Source organism: Neisseria sp. HMSC070H10 (assembly GCF_001837635.1).
In the GTDB taxonomy this organism is placed as follows: domain Bacteria; phylum Pseudomonadota; class Gammaproteobacteria; order Burkholderiales; family Neisseriaceae; genus Neisseria; species Neisseria subflava_A.
On the sequence record NZ_KV833348.1, the window covers coordinates 1 to 21,435 of the forward strand.

Genomic DNA, 21,435 nt, shown 5'->3' on the forward strand with positions numbered 1-21,435 from the left:
GGGATTTTGGGGAATTTTGCAAAGGTCTCGGCCTGAAATAAAAAACCTCTCAGTTTGTCTGAGAGGTTTTTGTTTGTCGTTAATCTGGGTTTTTGTCGTGAAATTCGTGGAATTCATAGTTGTAGGTCAGCTCTCTGCCTGCTTTGGTTTGCGCCAGATAATCGTCGTAAACCGCACGGATTTCCTTACGCAGCAGGAAGAGGGCGATTAAGTTCGGCAAGACCATAAAGCCGTTGAACATATCGGACATACTCCAAACCAAATCCACTTTGCCCAAGGTACCCAATACGATGGCCACCAAAACCAGTGCGCGGTAGATGCCCAAGTGTTTGCCACGGAACAGGAAGCGGATATTGGATTCGCCGAAGTAGTACCAACCGATGATGGTGGTGAAGGCGAAGAAGGTCAGACAGACGGCGAGCAGTTGCGAACCGAAACCCGGGAAGGCTTTGTTAAACGCCAGTTGGGTAACCGCAGCGCCGGTTTCACCGGACAGGTTGGCATCGGTCAGTAGGATAATCAGCGCTGTTGCCGTGCAGACCATCAGCGTATCGATAAAGATACCGATAAACGCAGCCATGCCTTGTTGCACAGGGTGTTTGACGTTGGCAGTCGCATGAGCGTGCGGGGTCGAACCCATACCGGCCTCATTGGAAAACAGGCCGCGTGCCACACCGAAGCGGACGGCCTCGCGCATACCGATACCGGCCGCACCGCCCAATACCGCTTCAGGATTGAAAGCGGCAACAAAGATGCTGTGGAACATCGGGATGATGTGGTCGGAGAATTTGAACAAAATAATCACGGCACACAAGATGTAAATTACCGCCATAAACGGCACGACAAATTGCGCGATACCGGCAATGCGGTTGATGCCGCCGATGATGATCAGGCCGGCGAATACCGCCAAAGCAATGCCGACAGCCATCGGGGGAATATCGAAAGCCAAATTCATGGCCGAGGCGATGGAATTGGATTGGGTCGCGTTACCGATGAAACCTAGCGCGATAATCAAGGCGATGGAGAAAAAGCCGGACAGGAAACGCGCCGCGCCACGGCCGATTTTCGGCGTCAGCCCGTGCGTAATGTAAAACGCAGGGCCGCCGATGTATTTGCCGTGGCTGACCACGCGGTATTTTTGCGCCAAAACGGCTTCTGCAAAAATGGTAGACATGCCCAAAATGGCAGACAACCACATCCAAAAAATGGCACCCGGGCCGCCGGCAGTAATCGCAGTGGCGACGCCGGCCACGTTACCAGTACCGATTTGTGCGGAAATCGCCACGGCAAGCGCTTGAAATTGAGACAGGGATTTGCCTTCGTGGTCTTTGTCTTTTTTGCTGAACAAGCCGCCGAAAACGGATTTGAAACCCGTCCCCAATTTGGTCACTTGCGGCGCGCCCAAGTACAGGGTAAAAAACAGGCCGATACCGATTAAGGCATAAATCAGCAGGTAGTCCCAAAGAACCTGATTGACTGCACCCACCAGAGCAGACAATATTTCTTCCATAATAAAACCTTTAATAAAAACAATAAAAATAAAATGATACGGGTAACTACTCCCACTCATTTTTCATGGTTGGCAACATCGGTGAGCAGGCCGTTTTGCCATTCGATACCGGTTAAGTTGTTAACAATTTTGACCGATTTTGTCATCATACCGTAAACCTTCGTGAATTAAAACGAAAAACTGACAAAGGTTTGCCGCAAATGTGCTTCTTTATTTAAAAAAGGTTTTTTTGTTTTCAGACGGCCTGTTTTTGCAAATTTTTGGGCCGTCTGAATATTTTGGGTAAAGGCAACTTATGATAAAATGCACGCCTTACAAATGAAGCAAATTCCGCCTCAACGCGTGAAAAAACGAAAGGAATCAACATGGCAGGCCATAGTAAGTGGGCAAATATCCAACACAAAAAAGCCCGACAAGATGCCAAACGCGGCAAAATCTTCACCCGTCTGATTAAAGAAATTACCGTTGCTGCCCGCATGGGCGGCGGCGACCCCGGCGCAAATCCGCGCCTGCGCCTGGCTTTGGAAAAAGCCGCTGAAAACAATATGCCTAAAGACAACGTGCAACGTGCCATCGATAAAGGTACGGGCAATTTGGAAGGTGTGGAATACATCGAGTTGCGTTACGAAGGCTACGGCATCGGCGGCGCGGCTTTGATGGTGGACTGCCTGACCGACAACAAAACCCGTACCGTTGCCGATGTGCGTCACGCGTTCACTAAAAACGGCGGTAACTTGGGTACCGACGGTTGCGTAGCGTTCAACTTCGTTCATCAAGGCTATTTGGTGTTTGAACCGGGCGTTGACGAAGATGCGCTGATGGAAGCAGCTTTGGAAGCTGGTGCGGAAGACGTCATCACCAACGACGACGGTTCCATCGAGGTGGTTACCGCGCCGAATGACTGGGCGGGCGTGAAAGCAGCATTGGAAGACGCAGGCTACAAATCTGTTGACGGCGACGTTACCATGCGCGCCCAAAACGAAACCGAGTTGAGCGGCGAAGATGCGGTTAAGATGCAAAAACTGATTGATGCATTGGAAGATTTGGACGACGTACAAGACGTTTACACTTCTGCCGTGTTGAATCTGGACTAAACAGTTTAAATAACAAAAGGCCGTCTGAAATTTCAGACGGCCTTTTTATATCGAAATCAATCAGATTTTTCTGGTTTTCAACCAAGCCCAAAGCAGCAGCAATACGACAAAGCTGAAATACAAAATACTCCAAACCGGCAGGGCAACGCCGAATAGATAGTCCGGCTCGGCGCAGTTGCCAAAGCCGCGGACGATGGGTTCAAACCAATCGAACAAAGGCCAGTCGCGCAGGCGGAAAGTCCAAGGTGCGCCGCAAGAAGGTGCGGTGCCGGGTGGTAGACTTTGCAGCCAAATTTGATAGGCGGCGACACCGGCGCCGTAAATAGCCGGAGCGGCAATCAACAATGCCGAGAGCGAGCGGGCAAATTTGGAAGATTGAGAACTAAATGCCGTAACAATGGCCAACAGTCCGACAGCCAATACGCACAAGCGTTGCAGGATGCATAATACACACGGGTTCATACCCAAAACGTATTGGGAAATAAAGGAGCCGCAGGCGGCAAATATGGAGAGGACGACTAGAAATAAAACAGTCTTGCGGAAAAAGTTCATAACGGAAAACCTTTCAGACGGCCTGGACGTAAAACAGCCGATAAATAATGTTTACTTTAACACAAAACGCATATGCTTTTTTTTGGTTTGACGGTTTTTTGCGTATGTTTGTTGATGTTGCGTAACCATAAATATAGAAACAAAAATGTGTTCCATATCGAAAAGGCCGTCTGAAATATTCAGACGGCCTTTAGGGGAGAGACGTTTTATTTTTTCCCGTGAGATTTTTTGACATCTGCTTCAGTAATCGTACCGCCGCCATTATTGAAGGCGTTCATGATGTACGTGGCAACGGCGGCAACATCGGCATCGTTGATGGCGGTAGAAGGCATGAAGCCGTTGTAGGATTTGCCGTTTACTTTAATCGAGCCGTTGATGCCTTTGGTCATGCTTTGCAACAGCACTTGCGGTTTTTTATTGATATAGTCGGACTGGAATAAAGGCGGGAACATGGCACCCCGGCCTTCGCCTTTTTTACCGTGGCAGGCGGCGCAGTTGGTTTCGTAAATTTTTTGTCCTTTGCTCATCAGCGTGGCATCAGCGGCAAAAGCGGTTGGGATGCTGAGTGCGGTCAGAAGGAGCAGGATAGGGCGGAGTGCAGTCATGATGTGTTCCTTTTTGAGTAGTGTTGTTTTTGATGGCTACACGCTTAGTTTGCGTTTTAATAGTTTGATGATAACGCTAAAGGCCGTCTGAAAGTAGATTTTTCAGACGGCCTTTGGTTTAGGTCAAATCCAGCCTTGCAGATTAGCCCGACTTAATTGTGCAAGTGCGGCAATCCAGTCGGCGGAATCGTTGAGGCAGGGGATGTAACGGTATTCTTTGCCGCCTGCGGCGTGGAATTGTTCGCGTCCCATAATGGCGATTTCTTCCATGGTTTCGAGGCAGTCGGCCAGGAAGCCGGGGCAGAATACGTCGAGTTTGGTTGTGCCTTGTTTCGGCAGCTGATCAAACAGGGCTTGCGTGCTGGGCTTGACCCATTGGGATTTGCCAAACTGGCTTTGGAAAGAAACAATGTATTCTTGTTCGGACAAGCCCAATGCCTGCGCCAGCAGTTTGGCAGTATGGTGGCACTCGTCAGGATAGGGGTCGCCGTCGTCGTGATGCTTTTGCGGAATGCCGTGGAAGCTCAACATCAGTTTTTCACCGCGTCCGTTTTGGGCCCAATAGGCTTCAATATGCTGCTTCATGGCTTGAATATAGGCGGCATCGTCGTAATAACGGGAGACGGTGCGGACGCTCATTTGGTTGCGTTGCAGCAATAACTCTTGAAGCACTTTGTCCAAAGCCGCGCCGGTGGAAGAGCCGGCATATTGCGGATAGAGCGGAATGACCAGCAACTTGCCCACGCCTTGGGCTTTAAGTTCCGCCAAAACATCGGCAACGCTTGGATTGCCGTAAGTCATTGCATGACGGACGATGACATCGGGCAAATGTTTGGCCAGGGCTTCTGCTTGGCGGCGTGTGTAAACCTCAAGCGGCGAACCTTCTTTAAACCAAACTTTTTCATAGGCATGCGCGCTTTTTTTTGGACGAAAAGTCAATACCAAGCCGCGCAATATCGGTTGCCATAGGAGCTTGGGCAGTTCGACAACGCGTTGATCGGACAGAAATTCTTTCAAGTAAGGCTTGACTGCGGCAGCCGTCGGCGCGTCAGGCGTGCCGAGGTTGAGCAGCAGGACGGCGGTGCGGTTTTGTGCGGTGTAGGCTAAGGATGGTTCGGTATGGAAACGGGACATGATTGTGCTTTATTAATTAAGAATATTGAGGCCGTCTGAAAAGCAGTTTGAATTAAAACCTGATTTCAGACGACCTTTTAAAGGATTAATCCACACCGCGGGCGCGGTTTTCATGGAATTGCGCCTGCCAATCGGCAAATTTGCCTTGTTCGATGGCTTCGCGCATTTCTGCCATGATGACTTGGTAGAAGTGCAGATTGTGGATGGTGTTGAGCTGTGCGCCCAAGATTTCGCCGACACGGTGCAGATGGTGCAGGTAGGAGCGGCTGAAATTCTGACAGGCGTAGCAGGTGCAGCTTTCATCAATCGGACGCTTGTCGAGTTTGTGTTTGGCGTTTTTGATTTTCAAATCGCCAAAACGGGTAAACAGCCAGCCGTTACGCGCATTGCGGGTAGGCATGACGCAGTCGAACATATCCACGCCGTGTGCCACGCCGTACACCAAGTCTTCAGGCGTGCCGACGCCCATCAAATAATGTGGCTTGTGTTCCGGCAGGATAGGGCCGACGGCGCGCAACATGCGGTACATTTCGGGCTTAGGTTCGCCAACGGACAAGCCGCCGATGGCCAAGCCGGGGAAGTCGAGCTCTTCCAAACCTTTCAGCGATTCTTCACGCAAATCTTCATACATCGCGCCTTGTACAATGCCAAACAGCACATTCGGGTTTTTCAGGTCTTCAAAAGCCTTTTTGCTGCGTTCCGCCCAGCGCAGGCTCATTTGCAGCGATTTTTGTGCTTGGCTGTGCGTTGCTTCTCCAGGGGTGCATTCGTCCAACTGCATCACGATGTCGGAATTCAATACGGTTTGGATTTTCATCGACACTTCGGGCGAGAGGAACAGTTTGTCGCCGTTGATCGGGCTTTGGAATGTGCAGCCTTCTTCGGTCAGCTTGCGCATGTCGGACAACGAGAATACTTGGAAGCCGCCCGAGTCGGTCAAAATCGGCTTATTCCAACCGATAAATTCGTGCAGGCCGCCGAATTGTTCGATGACTTCCAAACCGGGGCGCAGCCACAGATGGTAAGTGTTGCCTAAGATGATTTGTGCTTTGATGTCATGCAGGTTTTGCGGGTTCATCGCTTTGACCGAACCATAAGTGCCGACCGGCATAAATACCGGCGTTTCGATTTTGCCGTGGTTCAGTTCCAAAGTGCCGCGTCGGGCATGACCGTCTTTTTTGTGTAAGGTAAATTTGAGCATAGTAATAATAGATTGGACGTTCGCGTGTGTGCGAAATGAAAGGGCAGATTATAAAGGATTTTTCGTTGGTTGACGGCTGGATTTTATCTTTGTCAAAGCAATGCTTCAGACGGCCTGAATGATGGAGGAAATAAAAAATGAGGTATAAATCAAACAAAAATATTCAGGCCGTCTGAAAAGTATTTACAGATGCTTGCAAAAGGGAACACGCTTCGTTACAATAAGCGACTTAGATGAAGGCACATAGCTCAGTTGGTTAGAGCACCACCTTGACATGGTGGGGGTCGTTGGTTCGAGTCCAATTGTGCCTACCAAATTTCCATAACGGCTTTATGCCGTTATTTTTTAATGTTTTGGAGCTTTCTGATGTTGAACATTACCTTGCCGGACGGTTCGGTCCGCCAATATGAATCACCCGTTACCGTGGCGCAAATTGCAGCGTCTATCGGTGCAGGTTTGGCAAAGGCAACGGTAGCGGGCAAGGTTAACGGTAAATTGGTGGATGCTTGCGATCCGATTACCGAAGATGCCCATGTTCAAATTATTACGCCTAAAGACAAAGAAGGCGTGGAAATTATCCGTCACTCCTGCGCGCACTTGGTCGGTCATGCGGTCAAGCAGCTCTACCCAGATGCAAAAATGGTTATCGGCCCGGTTATTGAAGACGGGTTCTATTACGATATCGCAACTGAAAAACCATTTACGCCTGATGATGTAGCCGCCATCGAAGCGCGCATGAAAGAGTTGATTGCACAAGACTATGACGTCATTAAAGTGATGACGCCTCGTGCAGAAACCGTCAAAATTTTCCAAGATCGCGGTGAAGAGTACAAATTGCGTCTGATTGAAGACATGCCTGAAGTGGAAGCAATGGGTATGTATCACCATCAAGAATACGTCGATATGTGCCGCGGTCCTCACGTTCCCAATACCCGTTTCTTGAAAAACTTTAAGCTGACCAAACTGGCAGGCGCATACTGGCGCGGTGACAGCAACAATGAAATGTTGCAACGTATTTACGGTACGGCTTGGGCAAGTAAAGACGAATTGAAGGCTTATATCCAACGTATCGAGGAAGCAGAAAAACGCGACCACCGTAAGCTGGGTAAACAATTGGATTTATTCCACCTGCAAGATGAAGCGCCGGGTATGGTGTTCTGGCATCCTAAAGGCTGGGCTTTGTGGCAGGTGATTGAGCAGCATATGCGCAAAGAGTTGAATGCTGCCGGTTATAAAGAGGTGAAAACGCCTCAGATTATGGATAAAACCTTCTGGGAAAAATCCGGCCACTGGGAAAACTATAAAGACAATATGTTCGTGACCAGTTCAGAAAAACGCGAATACGCGGTTAAACCGATGAACTGTCCGGGTCATGTGCAAATTTTCAATAACGGTTTGCGCTCATATCGAGATTTGCCAATGCGTTTGGCTGAGTTCGGTTCTTGCCATCGTAATGAACCAAGCGGTGCATTGCATGGTCTGATGCGTGTTCGCGGTTTTGTGCAGGATGATGCGCATATCTTCTGTACCGAAGATCAAATCGTTGATGAGGCACGTGCATTCAATGAATTGCTGGTTCGCATTTACAAACAATTCGGCTTCCATGATGTTGCTGTGAAGCTGTCCCTCCGCCCTGAACAACGTGCAGGTTCTGACGAAGTCTGGGATAAGGCCGAACAAGGTCTGCGTGATGCATTGACCGCTTGCGGCGTAGAGTGGGAAGAATTGCCTGGAGAAGGCGCATTCTATGGTCCTAAGATTGAGTACCATGTTAAAGATGCCTTGGGTCGCTCTTGGCAGTGCGGTACCCTGCAGTTGGACTTCGTATTGCCGGAGCGTTTGAATGCAGAATATGTAACAGAAAACAACGACCGTGCACGTCCTGTAATGTTGCACCGTGCTATTTTGGGTTCGTTGGAGCGCTTCATCGGTATTTTGATTGAAAACCATGCAGGCTCATTCCCATTGTGGCTTGCGCCGGTTCAAATGGTGATTATGAATATCACCGAGAACCAAGCAGATTATTGTCGCGAAGTGGCTGCCAAGTTACAGGCAGCAGGCTTCCGTGTCGAATTGGATTTGCGTAACGAAAAAATCGGTTACAAAATCCGTGACAACAGCCAATACCGTTTCCCTTATCAAATCGTTGTCGGCGATAAAGAGAAACAAGAAAACAAAGTTGCGGTACGCCGCAAAGCAGAAGACTTGGGTTCTTTGAATGTAGATGATTTTATTGCACAATTGCAGCAAGAAATCACTGATGCCCTCGTCAATCATTAATTTTTATAGGAGTATTCATCATCGCTCAAGAACGCGAAGCACGAATCAATGGTGAAATTACCGCCAAAGAAGTGCGATTAATCAGTGAGTCAGGCGATCAGCTTGGTGTCGTTTCAGTTCGTGAAGCTCTGGCTATGGCCGAAGAGCAAGATGTCGATTTGGTAGAAATTTCCCCGACTGCCAAACCGCCCGTATGCAAACTGATGGATTACGGTAAATACAAATACCAACAAGCCAAGAAGCGCGACGAAGCCAAGAAAAACCAAAAGCAGGTACAAATTAAGGAAATTAAATTCCGTCCGGGTACTGATGAAGGCGACTATCAAATCAAGATGCGCAACATCAACCGTTTCCTTGCCGATGGTGACAAAGTCAAAGTGACATTGCGTTTCCGTGGTCGTGAGATGGCCCACCAACAATTGGGCGCCCAACTGCTTGAACGCGTAAAAGAAGAGTTGGCTGAAGTGGCACAAATCGAGTCCTTCCCTAAAATGGAAGGCCGCCAAATGGTGATGATGATTGCGCCTAAGAAAAAATAAAGCTATAATGCAAGGCTTATTTCGATTGCCGCTCGGAATAAGGTTTAATTAGCGGCAAAAACCGTGGTATTTTGGGATCCAAGTGTTTGAAATTTATTTCAAAACCCCTTATACCTTATCTAATAACGAATGGAGTTTTCCAATGCCTAAAATGAAAACCAAGTCTAGCGCGAAAAAACGCTTTAAAGTACTGGGTAACGGTGGTGTAAAACGCGGTCATGCGTTCAAAAGTCACATCCTGACCAAAAAAACCACTAAAACTAAACGTCAATTGCGCGGCACCGCTATGGTGGATTCACGCGATTTGGCTTCTGTTGCTAAAATGTTGCCCTACGCTTAAGGAGTTTAGAATATGCCACGCGTAAAACGCGGTGTTACCGCTCGTGCTCGTCACCAAAAAGTCTTCGCGTTAGCCAAAGGCTACCGCGGTCGTCGTAAAAACGTTTACCGTGTTGCCAAACAAGCGGTAATGAAAGCTGGTCAATACGCATACCGTGACCGTCGCCAACGCAAACGTCAATTCCGTCAACTGTGGATCGTTCGTATCAACGCAGGTGCTCGTGAAAATGGTCTGTCTTACAGCAAATTCATGAACGGCCTGAAACGCGCTGCTATCGAAATCGACCGCAAAGTATTGGCTGATTTGGCTGTATTCGACAAAGCTGCATTTGCACAATTGGTTGAAAAAGCTAAAGCTGCTTTGGCTGCCTAATTCGATAAGATTATTTAAAAAGGAAGCTTGTGCTTCCTTTTTTCTTTTCTTAAAGAAATCCTATGTAGTTGATTTTCTTTCTTTAAACTCTATTTTTTTATACTAATTTGCGATAAAATAGGCCTCTCTTATCAAACGGATTGGCCGCAGTAAGACAAAAGGCCGTCTGAACGGGTTTGCAATCAAATCCAACAGACGGCTTTGTTGTTTCAGACGGTCTGCCATCAACAAACAGACGATAAACCACTATGGAAAATGTAAACCGTATCGTTGCAGAAGGTATTGCCGCTATTGAAGCCGCGCAAGACTTCAATGCCTTAGAACAAATTAAAGCACGCTATCTTGGTAAAACCGGCGAATTGACCGGACTTTTGAAAACTTTGGGTCAAATGTCTCCTGAAGAGCGTAAAACCATAGGCGCGCACATCAACGAATGCAAAAATCAGTTTCAGACGGCTTTTAATGCCAAACGCGATGCCCTGAATGAAGCCAAGCTGCAAGCCCAATTGGCTGCAGAAGCCTTGGATATTACTTTGCCGGGCCGTGCGCAAGAACATGGCGGTTTGCATCCAGTTACTTTGACTTTGCAACGTGTGGTCGAGTTGTTTCACGGTATGGGTTTTGAAGTGGCGGACGGCCCTGAAATCGAAGACGATTTCCACAATTTCCAAGCCTTGAATATACCTGCAAATCACCCTGCGCGTGCGATGCAAGATACTTTCTACGTTGAAAACGGCGACGTTTTGCGTACACACACTTCGCCTATTCAAATCCGCTATATGCTCGACAAAAAAGAGCCGCCTATCCGCATTATTGCTCCCGGCCGCGTTTACCGCGTGGACAGTGATGCCACTCACTCGCCTATGTTCCATCAGGCCGAAGGTTTGTGGGTTGAAGAGGGCGTAACTTTTGCCGATTTGAAAGCAGTGTTCACTGATTTTATCCGTCGCTTCTTTGAACGCGATGACCTGCAAGTACGTTTCCGTCCGTCTTTCTTCCCGTTCACCGAACCTTCTGCCGAAATCGACATCATGGGCGAAAACGGCAAATGGTTGGAAGTAGGCGGTTGCGGTATGGTACATCCTAACGTGTTGAAAAATGTGAATATCGACCCTGAAAAATATACCGGTTTCGCTTTCGGCATCGGTCTCGACCGCTTTGCCATGTTGCGCTACAACGTGAACGACTTGCGCCTGTTCTTCGATAATGATTTGAACTTCTTGAAGCAGTTTAAATAAATTTCAGATGGTCTTTTGATAGGCCGTCTGAAAAGTAAATAGATATTACTGATTTCGTCTGATAAAAATTTGTTTCAGACGGCCTGATAGTAGAGAAAATAATATGCAATTTCCTTATTCATGGCTGAAAACCCAAGCCAATCCTGATCTTTCTGCCGATAAACTGGAACATCTTTTGACCATGGCCGGTTTGGAAGTGGAAGAAATCAATACTGCTGCCCCTGCTTTCAGTGGCGTGGTTGTTGCCGAAGTAAAATCCGTTGAAAAACATCCTGATGCAGACCGTTTGAACGTTACCCAAGTTGATGCCGGTACGGGCGAGTTGGTTCAGATTGTTTGTGGTGCACCGAATGTCAAGCCGGGTATTAAAGTGCCGTGTTCCTTGCCGGGTGCCGTTTTGCCGGGCAATTTCAAAATTAAGCCGACTAAAATGCGCGGCGTACCATCAAACGGTATGTTGTGTTCGACCAATGAACTGGGTTTGCCAGATGATGGTGTAGACGGTCTGCACATTCTGCCTGAAGATGCGCCTGTCGGTACCAACATCCGCGAATACTTGGATTTGGACGATACGCTGTTTACGTTGAAAATTACGCCTAACCGCGCTGATTGCTTGAGCGTTAAGGGTATTGCGCGTGAGGTTTCTGCGTTGACTCAATGTGCGTTTAGGCCTGTTGAAATTCAGACGGCCTCTATCGGCAGTGAGAAAAAACAGGCTGTCCGTATTGATGCACCGGCCGACTGTGGCCGTTTTATCAGCCGTGTTATTGAAAATGTTAATGCGAAAGCGGCTACTCCTGATTGGATGAAACAACGTTTGGAACGCAGCGGTATCCGCAGCATTTCCGCATTAGTGGACATCGGCAACTATGTGATGCTGGAAATTGGTCAGCCTATGCATGTTTTCGATGCTGACAAGCTGTCAGGCAGTTTGATTGTCCGCCGTGCTCAAAATGGCGAGACTTTGGCGTGCCTGAATGAGAAGACGGTTACTTTGGCTGACAATACACTGGTGGTCGCTGATGAAAAAGGTGCGTTGAGCTTGGCGGGCTTGATGGGCGGCGAAGCAAGCGCGGTTTCTGATGAGACGCAAAATATTGTACTGGAAGCTGCTTGGTTTGCTCCGGAGATTATTGCCGGTAAATCCCGTCAATACGGTTTTGGTTCGGATTCTTCTTTCCGTTTTGAACGCGGTGTGGACTACCGCTTGCAAGCTGATGCCATTGAGCGTGCTACCGAATTGGTGGTACAGATTTGCGGTGGTACAGCCGGTGAAATGGTTGAAGCACAAGGAAAATTGCCTGAGGCAAAACAGGTTGAATTGCGTTTAGGTCGTCTGAAAACGGTATTGGGCGTTGAAATTCCGGCCGAGCAAGTCGAAATTATCTTGCAACACTTGGGTTTGCAGCCTGAGAAAACTGCAGAAGGCTTCCGTGTCACTTCTCCTAGCTTCCGTTTCGACATCGAAATCGAAGCCGATTTGATTGAAGAAATCGGCCGCGTTTACGGTTATGAAAATATTCCTGACGACTATACTTCAGGCCGTCTGAAAATGTTGGCTTTGCCTGAAACCAAACGTCCGCGTTTTGCGGTTTATAACGAAATGGCGGCTCGCGGTTACCGCGAAGTGGTCAGCTATGCGTTTGTGGATGAGCAATGGGAGCAAGACTTTGCTGCCAATACCAATCCTATCCGCCTGCAAAATCCGTTGGCGGCGCAGTATGCCGTCATGCGTTCTACGCTTATCGGCGGTTTGGTGGAAGTTTTGCAAAACAATTTGAATCGTAAGCAAAACCGTGTACGCGTATTTGAAATTGCCCGTGTGTTCAGCAAAGATTCGGCTGATCAATTTGTTCAAAACGAACGTATCGGCGGTTTGTGGTATGGCTCTGTGCTGCCTGAGCAATGGGGTGAGAAAACACGCAACGTAGATTTCTACGATATGAAAGCCGATGTTGAGAGTCTTTTGAAAAACAAGGAAGTATCCTTTGTTAAGACCGAACATCCGGCATTGCATCCTGGACGTGCCGCCAATATTGTTTCAGACGGCAAAGTAGTTGGTTTTGTTGGCGAGTTGCATCCGAAATGGCTGCAAAAATATGACTTGCCACAAGCGCCGCTGGTATTTGAAATCGATATGGATGCGGTATTGGGTCGTGAGAAAACCCGTTATCAGTCTGTATCCAAATTCCAACCTGCGCGCCGAGATTTGGCATTTGTAATGCCTGAGGCTGTGACGCATGATGATTTGTTAAATGCCCTGAAAGCGGCAGCAAACAAGCTGGTTCAAGAAATCAGCGTGTTTGACGTTTACCGCGGTACGGGCGTGCCTGAAGGCATGAAGAGCGTTGCCGTCAAAATCATTTTGCAAGATATGGAAAACACGCTGACAGATGAAGTCATCGAGCCTTTGGTTGCGAAAATGATTAAAGCGGCAGCCGAAAAAGATGCACAGCTTCGCGCTTAAAATAAGATAAAAGTTGTCGCCAAAAATCACCAATAATATTTGATTTTTTGGTGAGGACTTGATTTTTAAAAGAATTTTGGTAATAATTGCACCAGTTTGAATGAAGGTAAACACATGACACTAACTAAAGCAGAATTGGCTGATATTTTGGTCGACAAAGTCAGCAACGTCACCAAGAATGATGCCAAAGAAATCGTCGAGCTCTTTTTTGAAGAAATCCGCAGCACTTTGGCGCGTGGTGAAGAAATTAAAATTTCCGGTTTCGGCAATTTCCAATTGCGCGACAAACCTCAACGCCCTGGCCGTAACCCTAAAACAGGCGAAGAAGTGCCGATTACCGCACGCCGTGTGGTAACTTTCCATGCCAGCCAAAAACTCAAAGGCATGGTGGAGCATTACTATGACAAACAACAATAATCCGGTTATTCCTGCCAAGCGTTATTTTACGTTGGATGAGATGTGCCAATTGGTGCAAATCAGTCCGGCTCAGTTTGCCCAATGGCAACATGAAAATAATGTTGTGATTGGATACGGTGGCGATAGATATACGCGCTCAGATGTAGTTAAGTTGTTGAAACTGAAAGATACGTTTGAACCGTACATCGATACGTTCAGTCGTGGCGCTTTGGATGCAAACGGCAATCCTGCCGCCAATGCAGAAGAAATCCGTCATGGTCTGATGCAGGTTTTGTCTGATTTGGAGCGTCATCTAGGTTCTGAACAACAAAACCATCATGTTGAGCTGTAATCGATAGGGAAACTCTGATCAAAAGTGCGAAGGCATACAAAGATTTGCATAATTGATTCTAATAAAGGCTGTTTGAATGATTTTCAGACGGCCTTTATTGTTTTATATTGCTTTCAAAATATCAGAATCTTGATTGCAAATGATTCTATGAAATAGCCGTAAATGTTATACTTAGCCTCTTGTTTACTGATTGGGAAGAAACAGTCATTAGAATGCGGATAGATGCCGCCTTTTCATGGCAGACTGAGGTTTTTAAAACAAATGTAACGGCAGAATAAACAGGCTGCCGGACAACATTCAAATCGATGAAATGGATAGCAGAAAATGAGCAGAATCCAACAAACTTTCTCAGCGCTCAATGGCGCAAAAGCACTGATTCCTTATATTACGGTGGGTGATCCCAACCTTGAGACGACCTTGGCATTGATGCATAGCCTGGTGGCTAATGGTGCTGATATTTTGGAACTGGGTGTGCCGTTTTCTGACCCGATGGCAGATGGCCCGACTATTCAACGTGCGGCTGAAAGGGCGTTGGCAAATCATGTTTCTTTGCGCGACGTATTGGAAACAGTACGCTTGTTCCGCCAAACCAATGATAAAACGCCGGTTGTCTTGATGGGCTATTTGAACCCAGTACATAAAATGGGTTATCAGGCGTTTGCGCAAGTGGCTGCCGAAGCAGGCGTAGATGGCGTGTTGACCGTGGATTCTCCGGTAGAAACCATTGCTCCTTTGCATGAGTCGTTGAAAGCGCAAGGTATTGATTGTATTTTCCTTATTGCGCCAACGACAACTGAGGAGCGTATTCAAACGATTGCCAAAGTAGCCGGCGGTTTTGTGTATTATGTGTCGCTCAAAGGTGTAACCGGTGCGGCAAGTTTGGATACTGAAGAAGTTTCGCGTAAAATAGAGCTTTTGCGCAAATACATTGATATTCCGATTGGAGTCGGCTTCGGCATCAATAATGCGGAGAGTGCGCGTAAGATTGGTGCGGTGGCGGATGCCGTTATTGTCGGCAGCCGTATCGTCAAAGAGATTGAAAGCCACGCAGGTAGCGAGGCCGAAGCGGTAGGCGTGTTGGTTAAAGAGTTGAAAGACGCGATTCGCTAATATTTTTTATTCCATTATTTCAGACGGCCTTACATTCAACAGGCCGTCTGAATTCTGAATTCCAAGGAGTCATTCATGAGCTGGCTAGATAAAATTCTTCCTCCGAAAATTAAAAACCGAAGCAGTTCGTCCAGCGTCCCTGAAGGCCTGTGGCACAAGTGTCCGTCTTGTTCGGCAACGGTTTATTCAACCGAGTTGAAGCAAAACAGCGAAGTCTGCCCGAAATGTAATCACCACAATCCGCTTTCTGCGCGCGAACGTTTGAATCTACTTTTGGATGAAGAAGGCCGTGAAGAGATTGCAGCCAATATTAAACCGACCGACCCGCTGAAATTCAAAGACAGCAAAAAATATCCTGACCGCCTCGCGGCTGCGCGTAAAGCAACCGGCGAAGACGATGCATTGGTTGTTATGAAAGGTACCATGAACGGCCTGCCTGTCGTTGTGGCTGCGTTTGAATTCCGTTTTATCGGCGGCTCTATGGGTTCGGTCGTGGGTGAGCGTTTCGTTCAGGGTGTACGTCGTGCCGTTGCAGATAATTGTTCGTTTATTTGCGTGGCGGCTTCCGGTGGTGCGCGTATGCAGGAAGGGATTAACTCTTTGATGCAGATGACGAAGACCAGCGCGGCTTTGCATTTGCTGACTGAAAAACGTCTGCCGTTTATTTCCGTATTGACTGACCCGACCATGGGCGGCGTGTCTGCCAGCTTTGCCTTCTTGGGTGATGTGGTTTTGGCAGAACCGAATGCGCTGATTGGTTTTGCCGGTCCGCGCGTTATCGAGCAGACTGTACGTGAAACCTTGCCGGAAGGTTTCCAACGAGCAGAATTCTTGTTGGAGAAGGGGGCAATCGACCAAATCGTCGATCGCCGTTCCATGAAAAAACGTATCAGCGATTTGATTACTTTGTTGCGTCATGAAGGTAAAGTAACTGCTGCTTGATTGGCACAATAAGAAAGGCCGTCTGAAAATAATATTTCAGACGGCCTTTTTGATTATTGAGGATTAAGCAGTCAATGCGGTTTTCAAAACCTTGTTGACTTCGCCCATGTCGGCTTTGCCGGCCAGGTGGGTTTTCAATACGCCCATGACTTTGCCCATATCGGCCATGCCTGATGCACCGGTTTCTGCAATGACTGCTTCAACGACAGTCTTGATTTCTTCTGCGGACATCATTTGCGGCAGGTAGCGGTTGAGGATTTCGATTTCCGCGTTTTCTTTGTCAGCCAAATCTTGACGACCGGCTTCGGTATAGATTTTGGCGCTGTCTTTGCGCTGTTTCACCATTTTGGTCAGGATAGAGATGACTTTGGCGTCATCGGCTTCGGTGCGCTCATCTACTTCAAATTGTTTGATGGCGGCATTAATCAGGCGGATGGTGCTTAAAGACACTTGGTCTTTGGCACGCATGGCGGTTTTCATGTCTTCGGTTAATTGTGTTTTTAGGCTCATAATGTTCTCACTTTATATAAAAAGATGCCGTCTGAAAAACAAAACACACCGCAAAGCTGCCCTTGCGGTGTGTCGTTTATCACAGGGCAGGCCTGTAATTAGTACATTTTAGGAGGCAGTTGTTGGCTGCGCAGACGTTTTTGCAGACGTTTGGCTGCAGCAGCTTTTTTGCGTTTGCGTTCGGTAGTTGGTTTTTCGTACGCTTCACGGGCGCGCAGTTCGGTCAACAGACCGGTTTTTTCTACGGCACGTTTGAAACGACGCATGGCAACTTCAAATGGTTCATTCTCTTTAACACGAATAGCAGGCATTTTATTTCCTTTAAATTTTGTTCAATCAAACCGTTTTAAGAAATAGAGGACGGTTTGTCATAATGGGGTAGTTGTTGTATCGCTGGTTTGCCTAAGGCAGGGCGGGATACGCGCCGTGATGTAAACATCACCTCCTAACAAGTCGGCTTTTGCCGTGCAAGTGACCTTTTCGGTCAGAAATAATCGGGCGATTATCTTATAAACCCGATAGTCTGTCAAGGTTGCAGGCCGTCTGAACGTTTGATTCTGTCTCACTTTTCAGACGGCCTATCGGGTATTAATAACGGCCGGGAACCGTACCCATACGTTGTTTCAACGAAGTTTGCGGTTCGTTGAACAATGATGCGTAATAAGTCGCGTTGGTCATGACTTTTTTCACGTAATCACGAGTTTCGGTGAATGGGATGGTCTCGGCGTAGATGGCGCCTTCCAAAGGAGAAGAAGCCTGCCAGTTGCGGGCGCGGCCGGGGCCGGCATTGTAGCCTGCGGTGGCCATTACTTCGTTATTTTGCAGGCGGCGTTTGGCATCTGCCATGTACCAAGTACCCATGCGGATGTTGCCGTCCATGGTGTAAAGCTCGCTGCTGCTCATGCCGATTTTGCCGGCGATTTCTCGGGCGGTTGCAGGCATGACCTGCATCAGGCCTTGTGCGCCGACGCTGGATTGCGCACCCATGACAAAGCGGCTCTCTTGGCGAATCAAACCGTAAACCCATGCCGGGTCAACGCCTGCCTGTGCGGCATAGCGGATGGTCAGGTCTTTAAACGGAGAGAGATAGCGCAGTTTGTAGTTGAGTTTGTGGTCGGTACGGTCTGCGCTGTTGATTGCCATGTCGTAGAACTGGTTGTCAAAAGCGACTTGTGCGGCAGTCAGCAGGTTGTCTTCGTTGAAGTCGCGGGTGGCAAAACGCCATTCCGCCTGTGCCTGACGGCGCATTTTGGAGTCGCCGTTGCTTTGGCTGTTTTTAAACAGAACCAATGCGCGTTTGATGGCGCCGTCTTCGTTCATGCGGCGAACGTCTCTGGCATCGGCATCGGAAACGTTGTTGCGCGTATTGATGCGGCGGCCCAGTTCTTCACCTGCCATTACGGCGTAGAAATTGCGGCCGGAAGCGGCGGCTTTTTCATACATTTCTTTGGCTTGGCCGCTTTTGCCTTGTGCGGCAAAGCTGCGGCCCAGCCAATATTGCCATGTCGGATCTTTTTGCAGTTTTTCAGGCATATGCTGAATCACGCTTGCCAATTCGTCCCAACGTTGCAGGCGCAAAGCGGCGCGTGCGTACCATTCCAATTGTTCGTCGGTCAGTTGCTTGCGGTCGGAAACGCGGCCGTAGTAGCTTAAAGCAGTCGGCATGTTTTGGCTTTGAGCATGGTAGTGGCCCAATACGCCCCATGCGAAGCTGCGTTGTTCGCGGCTGAGGCCTGATTCCATGTCGGACAGGGTAGCGGCGGCAGAAGCGGATTTGCGTGCATCTTTGCCGATCACGCTCAACAGGCTGTATTCGTTTGCACCTTGCGCGCCACCTTCAAAGGGGCTACCCAATGCGGCGGCGAGGTTGCGTGCATCTGTGGTCTGACTGTTGCTCAACAAGCCGCGCACGCGACGCCATGCGTCGTTGGTGTTCAGACGGCCTGAAGCTGCCGCGCTTTCAACCAAGCGGGTACAGCCGGCAGGCAGTTTGCCGGTCACGCGAACCAGCTCGGCGGCTTTGCTGTAATTGCCGCTGCTCAAATCGGCATAACATTGCACTTCTTGTACGACGCCGGCGGCGTTCAATTTACTGAATTCTTGACGGAACAAATCCCATTGGCCGCGCGCGCCCAAGGTTTTCAGCCATTCGTTGCGGACGTTTTCTGCCATTGCGCTGTCGCTGGCTTGGGATAAAAATTGTTGTACCCAAGCATCGTCGCCACGTTTGGCGGCATCGATGGCGCTTTGGTATTGGCTGTAATCGGACAGGACTTTGGATTCGCTGTCGGCGCGGCGTGAAGGAATAGAAGTGGATTTAGGCTGAACGACGGTTTCGCTTTTCGAAGCAGTCGGTGTGTTTTGGGTGGCGCACGCCGATAAAACAGAGGCGGTAATCAAGCTGAGGGAGAGAGGGAAAAGACGTTGAACGTTCATTGGATACCGTGTCGTTTTTAGAATTAAAATAGCTGCTTATTTTAAATGATTTATGCGGAATAACCGAATTACAAACCGATATTTACATTTTCAAAGCCTGGAAATGACTAAGGCCGTCTGAAATATGAAACACTTTTGAGGTATTCCTATTTCAGACGGCCTGTTATGAAGGAAGCCGTCAATCGGGTTTGTGTTCGATATAGTCTTGCGGTTTGTCGGCTTTGCTGGTGCGCGTAACCGTATATTCGCCTTCGATAATGTCTTCATCATTTTTAGCGGAACTGTAAGTCTGACGGCTTTGGAAAGACTGCGTAGAAGAAACAGCCGCATTGCCTTTAAACGGAATCAGCAAGAGCAGGGCAACGGCGGTTGAAATAAAACCGGGGCTGAGCAGGAAAACCGCGGCAGCAGTATAGCGAATCGGCCACAGCATTTGATAGAGGGAAATGTTTTGTCCGCTGCGGACGGCTGCGCCTGCGAGTAAAAGGCCGGAGATGCCGGTATGGCGCAGCATAAAGATACCGCTGATAAAGCTGAGAGCCATCACAAACAGCGTCCAACCGCCGCCAAGCCAGTCGGCAACCCAGACGATGGACATGATTTCCAAAAAGATTAAAACCAAAAAACCGATTCCAAAATACTGCATAAGAGTTTGTTCCTTCATTCAACGGATAGTGTCGATTGTGTTCTATCTAGATAAAGATAAACCTTATTTTTTTCAAGCAAATGCTGTGTGAAAAAGGGTAAACGGGCGATGAGGCCGTCTGAACGGAGATAAAAAGAAGGCAGATGTTTCAGACGGCCTTTAGATATTCTATCGCATCACATTGTTCCAATCGCTTTCAAAATAACTGACGAGAATTTGGTTGTTCAAATAATTTGCTTCAACCTTGCGCCTTGCCATATCGGGCGGAAAACGGAACATTTCGGCGACGGTCTGGGCATTGAGATAGCGGGTGGGTACGTCGAATTTTTGCGGGATGGGGAAATTTTGGTCAAACCCTGCCAACACAAATCCCCATTCGCCAAAGGAAGGGACGTAAACGTGATAGGGCGCGGTATTCAACTTGGCCGCTTCGAGGGTGGCAACGACCGACCAGTAGGCGTTGGGGGCGAAATAAGGCGAAGTCGATTGCACAACAATCTTCCCCTGCGGCTCAAGATGGCGGGCCACGAGGCGGTACATAGGGACGGAGTAGAGTTTGCCCAGCGAGAAATTAGACGGGTCGGGCAGATCGATGATGATAACGTCGAATTTTTCAGACGACCCTTCCAGCCATTTGGCGGCATCGTCGTTGACGACGTGCATTTGGGGATGGGACAGCGATCCTTGGTTGAGTGCGCTCAAAGTGGCGGAGGTTCTAAAAGTAGCGGTCATGTCGGGGTCGAGATCGACCAAAGTAACATTTTTGACCTGCGGATATTTTAAGACTTCGCGTGCCGCCAATCCGTCGCCGCCGCCGAGAATCAGGACGCGTTCGGCATTGGGAACCATCTGCATGGCAGGCAGAACGAGTGCTTCATGGTAACGTGCTTCGTCGCGTGAGGAAAATTGCAGGTTGCCGTTGATATAGAGGCGGGTGTCGTCTTTCCAGCGGGTAACGACCAGCCGTTGGTAGGGCGAATGGCTTTGATAGACGACAGGATCGCCGAAATAGCTTTGTTCGGCTTTAAAGGAAATACGGTCGGCGTAGGCGAAGAGCGTAATGAGCGCGGTCAATACGATAAACGCACGCGTACGGATGGCGTGGTAGCGGGGTAATTCGGATTTGAATACACGCGCGGTCAGATAGGCGACGGCGGCGTTGAAAATGCCAAACAACAAGGCTGAACGCGCCATGCCGAGTTTGGGGGCGAGCAGGAGCGGAAATAATAACGAGACGGCGAGTGCGCCCAAGTAGTCGAAGGTCAGGACTTTGGAAACGAGTTCTTTAAATTCCGCACCTTTTTGGTTTAACACGCGCATGACCAAAGGAATTTCCATGCCGACAACCATGCCGACAATCAGTACAAAAGCGTAGAGCAGGGTGCGGAACGGGGCGGCGGATAAACCGAAGGCCACAAATAATGCCAGCGCGGAAATGCCGCCGATGATGCCGACCAGAAGTTCGATTTCGATAAAGCGGTGTAATACGTCTTTATCTTTAATGTATTGGGTCAGGTGGGCGCCGATACCCATTGAAAACAGATAAAGCCCGATGACGGAGGAAAACTGCAAAATACTGTCGCCCAAAAGATAGCTTGCGAGCGCGGCAATGATGAGCTCGTAAGCGAGGCCGCAGCTGGCGACGATAAAAACAGAGATGATGAGGGTGCGGTGGGCATTCATGATGACGTTTTTGTTGCTTGAGTGTGGG

General features: G+C 48.6%; 21 protein-coding genes and 1 tRNA gene. 12 read left to right on the plus strand and 10 right to left on the minus strand.

All coding sequences use genetic code 11. From position 1 onward, the window contains the following. Positions 1-79: 79 nt before the first annotated feature. A complete protein-coding gene (locus HMPREF2606_RS00315; RefSeq protein ID WP_070843109.1) occupies positions 80-1,510 on the minus strand; it encodes an alanine/glycine:cation symporter family protein in 1,431 nt (476 codons plus the stop codon). Positions 1,511-1,875: 365 nt separating this feature from the next. On the opposite strand from HMPREF2606_RS00315, the gene HMPREF2606_RS00320 reads away from it, so the two are divergent. Then, the gene (locus tag HMPREF2606_RS00320; protein WP_070843110.1) at positions 1,876-2,604 is read left to right on the plus strand and encodes a YebC/PmpR family DNA-binding transcriptional regulator; all 729 of its coding nucleotides are present in this window, start codon (positions 1,876-1,878) and stop codon (positions 2,602-2,604) included. 60 nt (positions 2,605-2,664) lie between these two features. On the opposite strand, the gene HMPREF2606_RS00325 is transcribed toward HMPREF2606_RS00320, so the two are convergent. The 4 genes from HMPREF2606_RS00325 to tgt form a co-directional block, all read right to left on the minus strand. Further along, on the minus strand, positions 2,665-3,156 hold the full coding sequence (locus HMPREF2606_RS00325) for a disulfide bond formation protein B (protein WP_070843111.1): 492 nt from the start codon (positions 3,154-3,156) through the stop codon (positions 2,665-2,667). Positions 3,157-3,362: 206 nt separating this feature from the next. After that, the gene (locus HMPREF2606_RS00330; protein ID WP_070843112.1) at positions 3,363-3,761 is read right to left on the minus strand and encodes a c-type cytochrome; all 399 of its coding nucleotides are present in this window, start codon (positions 3,759-3,761) and stop codon (positions 3,363-3,365) included. A 123-nt stretch (positions 3,762-3,884) separates the two neighbouring features. Further along, positions 3,885-4,895 carry a ferrochelatase gene (hemH, locus tag HMPREF2606_RS00335; protein WP_070843113.1) on the minus strand — a complete coding sequence of 337 codons (1,011 nt, stop codon included), beginning with the start codon at positions 4,893-4,895 and terminating at the stop codon, positions 3,885-3,887. A gap of 85 nt (positions 4,896-4,980) precedes the next feature. Beyond that, positions 4,981-6,096, minus strand: coding sequence for a tRNA guanosine(34) transglycosylase Tgt (gene tgt, locus HMPREF2606_RS00340; RefSeq protein WP_070843114.1), 1,116 nt, complete (start codon positions 6,094-6,096; stop codon positions 4,981-4,983). Between the two features lie 237 nt (positions 6,097-6,333). On the opposite strand from tgt, the gene HMPREF2606_RS00345 reads away from it, so the two are divergent. The 11 genes from HMPREF2606_RS00345 to accD all read left to right on the plus strand — a co-directional run bounded on the left by HMPREF2606_RS00345 (position 6,334) and on the right by accD (position 16,132). Then, a tRNA-Val gene (locus HMPREF2606_RS00345) sits at positions 6,334-6,410 on the plus strand. Positions 6,411-6,462: 52 nt separating this feature from the next. Beyond that, the gene (gene thrS / locus HMPREF2606_RS00350; protein WP_070843132.1) at positions 6,463-8,376 is read left to right on the plus strand and encodes a threonine--tRNA ligase; all 1,914 of its coding nucleotides are present in this window, start codon (positions 6,463-6,465) and stop codon (positions 8,374-8,376) included. A gap of 17 nt (positions 8,377-8,393) precedes the next feature. Next, a complete protein-coding gene (infC, locus tag HMPREF2606_RS00355) occupies positions 8,394-8,915 on the plus strand; it encodes a translation initiation factor IF-3 (RefSeq protein WP_079453677.1) in 522 nt (173 codons plus the stop codon). Between the two features lie 142 nt (positions 8,916-9,057). Further along, the gene (gene rpmI / locus HMPREF2606_RS00360) at positions 9,058-9,255 is read left to right on the plus strand and encodes a 50S ribosomal protein L35 (RefSeq protein ID WP_003675505.1); all 198 of its coding nucleotides are present in this window, start codon (positions 9,058-9,060) and stop codon (positions 9,253-9,255) included. Positions 9,256-9,267: 12 nt separating this feature from the next. Next, a complete protein-coding gene (gene rplT / locus HMPREF2606_RS00365; protein ID WP_003675502.1) occupies positions 9,268-9,627 on the plus strand; it encodes a 50S ribosomal protein L20 in 360 nt (119 codons plus the stop codon). Between the two features lie 248 nt (positions 9,628-9,875). Then, positions 9,876-10,865: a phenylalanine--tRNA ligase subunit alpha gene (pheS, locus tag HMPREF2606_RS00370; RefSeq protein WP_003683075.1), complete on the plus strand. Its 990-nt coding sequence runs from the start codon at positions 9,876-9,878 to the stop codon at positions 10,863-10,865. Positions 10,866-10,968: 103 nt separating this feature from the next. Further along, positions 10,969-13,332 carry a phenylalanine--tRNA ligase subunit beta gene (gene pheT / locus HMPREF2606_RS00375; protein WP_070712318.1) on the plus strand — a complete coding sequence of 788 codons (2,364 nt, stop codon included), beginning with the start codon at positions 10,969-10,971 and terminating at the stop codon, positions 13,330-13,332. A 114-nt stretch (positions 13,333-13,446) separates the two neighbouring features. Next, complete coding sequence (locus HMPREF2606_RS00380; protein ID WP_003680933.1) at positions 13,447-13,749, plus strand: integration host factor subunit alpha; 303 nt, start codon at positions 13,447-13,449, stop codon at positions 13,747-13,749. Beyond that, on the plus strand, positions 13,733-14,080 hold the full coding sequence (locus HMPREF2606_RS00385) for a hypothetical protein (RefSeq protein WP_070585792.1): 348 nt from the start codon (positions 13,733-13,735) through the stop codon (positions 14,078-14,080). The genes HMPREF2606_RS00380 and HMPREF2606_RS00385 overlap by 17 nt, the downstream gene beginning before the upstream one ends. Positions 14,081-14,404: 324 nt before the next feature. After that, a complete protein-coding gene (gene trpA, locus HMPREF2606_RS00390; RefSeq protein ID WP_070712317.1) occupies positions 14,405-15,190 on the plus strand; it encodes a tryptophan synthase subunit alpha in 786 nt (261 codons plus the stop codon). Positions 15,191-15,265: 75 nt separating this feature from the next. After that, a complete protein-coding gene (accD, locus tag HMPREF2606_RS00395) occupies positions 15,266-16,132 on the plus strand; it encodes an acetyl-CoA carboxylase, carboxyltransferase subunit beta (RefSeq protein ID WP_049331298.1) in 867 nt (288 codons plus the stop codon). A gap of 63 nt (positions 16,133-16,195) precedes the next feature. Here accD and HMPREF2606_RS00400 read toward each other — a convergent pair whose 3' ends face one another. From HMPREF2606_RS00400 to HMPREF2606_RS00420, 5 genes are all read right to left on the minus strand, one after another. Then, positions 16,196-16,642 (minus strand): GatB/YqeY domain-containing protein, encoded by a 447-nt coding sequence (locus HMPREF2606_RS00400; RefSeq protein WP_070712316.1) that lies wholly within the window; start codon positions 16,640-16,642, stop codon positions 16,196-16,198. Positions 16,643-16,740: 98 nt separating this feature from the next. Continuing rightward, on the minus strand, positions 16,741-16,953 hold the full coding sequence (gene rpsU, locus HMPREF2606_RS00405; protein WP_003680926.1) for a 30S ribosomal protein S21: 213 nt from the start codon (positions 16,951-16,953) through the stop codon (positions 16,741-16,743). Between the two features lie 277 nt (positions 16,954-17,230). Further along, on the minus strand, positions 17,231-19,078 hold the full coding sequence (locus tag HMPREF2606_RS00410) for a lytic transglycosylase domain-containing protein (RefSeq protein ID WP_070843115.1): 1,848 nt from the start codon (positions 19,076-19,078) through the stop codon (positions 17,231-17,233). Positions 19,079-19,256: 178 nt separating this feature from the next. Then, positions 19,257-19,724: an FxsA family protein gene (locus tag HMPREF2606_RS00415; protein ID WP_070843116.1), complete on the minus strand. Its 468-nt coding sequence runs from the start codon at positions 19,722-19,724 to the stop codon at positions 19,257-19,259. Between the two features lie 168 nt (positions 19,725-19,892). Next, complete coding sequence (locus HMPREF2606_RS00420) at positions 19,893-21,410, minus strand: polyamine aminopropyltransferase (protein WP_349267264.1); 1,518 nt, start codon at positions 21,408-21,410, stop codon at positions 19,893-19,895. Between the last annotated feature and the right edge of the window lie 25 nt (positions 21,411-21,435).

Bases quoted from the DNA above. Each gene is read 5' to 3' on its own strand.
- HMPREF2606_RS00315 (WP_070843109.1), bottom strand. From the start codon at position 1,510: ATGGAAGAAATATTGTCTGCTCTGGTGGGTGCAGTCAATCAGGTTCTT.
- HMPREF2606_RS00320 (WP_070843110.1), top strand. From the start codon at position 1,876: ATGGCAGGCCATAGTAAGTGGGCAAATATCCAACACAAAAAAGCCCGA.
- HMPREF2606_RS00325 (WP_070843111.1), bottom strand. From the start codon at position 3,156: ATGAACTTTTTCCGCAAGACTGTTTTATTTCTAGTCGTCCTCTCCATA.
- HMPREF2606_RS00330 (WP_070843112.1), bottom strand. From the start codon at position 3,761: ATGACTGCACTCCGCCCTATCCTGCTCCTTCTGACCGCACTCAGCATC.
- hemH (WP_070843113.1), bottom strand. From the start codon at position 4,895: ATGTCCCGTTTCCATACCGAACCATCCTTAGCCTACACCGCACAAAAC.
- tgt (WP_070843114.1), bottom strand. From the start codon at position 6,096: ATGCTCAAATTTACCTTACACAAAAAAGACGGTCATGCCCGACGCGGC.
- thrS (WP_070843132.1), top strand. From the start codon at position 6,463: ATGTTGAACATTACCTTGCCGGACGGTTCGGTCCGCCAATATGAATCA.
- rpmI (WP_003675505.1), top strand. From the start codon at position 9,058: ATGCCTAAAATGAAAACCAAGTCTAGCGCGAAAAAACGCTTTAAAGTA.
- rplT (WP_003675502.1), top strand. From the start codon at position 9,268: ATGCCACGCGTAAAACGCGGTGTTACCGCTCGTGCTCGTCACCAAAAA.
- pheS (WP_003683075.1), top strand. From the start codon at position 9,876: ATGGAAAATGTAAACCGTATCGTTGCAGAAGGTATTGCCGCTATTGAA.
- pheT (WP_070712318.1), top strand. From the start codon at position 10,969: ATGCAATTTCCTTATTCATGGCTGAAAACCCAAGCCAATCCTGATCTT.
- HMPREF2606_RS00380 (WP_003680933.1), top strand. From the start codon at position 13,447: ATGACACTAACTAAAGCAGAATTGGCTGATATTTTGGTCGACAAAGTC.
- HMPREF2606_RS00385 (WP_070585792.1), top strand. From the start codon at position 13,733: ATGACAAACAACAATAATCCGGTTATTCCTGCCAAGCGTTATTTTACG.
- trpA (WP_070712317.1), top strand. From the start codon at position 14,405: ATGAGCAGAATCCAACAAACTTTCTCAGCGCTCAATGGCGCAAAAGCA.
- accD (WP_049331298.1), top strand. From the start codon at position 15,266: ATGAGCTGGCTAGATAAAATTCTTCCTCCGAAAATTAAAAACCGAAGC.
- HMPREF2606_RS00400 (WP_070712316.1), bottom strand. From the start codon at position 16,642: ATGAGCCTAAAAACACAATTAACCGAAGACATGAAAACCGCCATGCGT.
- rpsU (WP_003680926.1), bottom strand. From the start codon at position 16,953: ATGCCTGCTATTCGTGTTAAAGAGAATGAACCATTTGAAGTTGCCATG.
- HMPREF2606_RS00410 (WP_070843115.1), bottom strand. From the start codon at position 19,078: ATGAACGTTCAACGTCTTTTCCCTCTCTCCCTCAGCTTGATTACCGCC.
- HMPREF2606_RS00415 (WP_070843116.1), bottom strand. From the start codon at position 19,724: ATGCAGTATTTTGGAATCGGTTTTTTGGTTTTAATCTTTTTGGAAATC.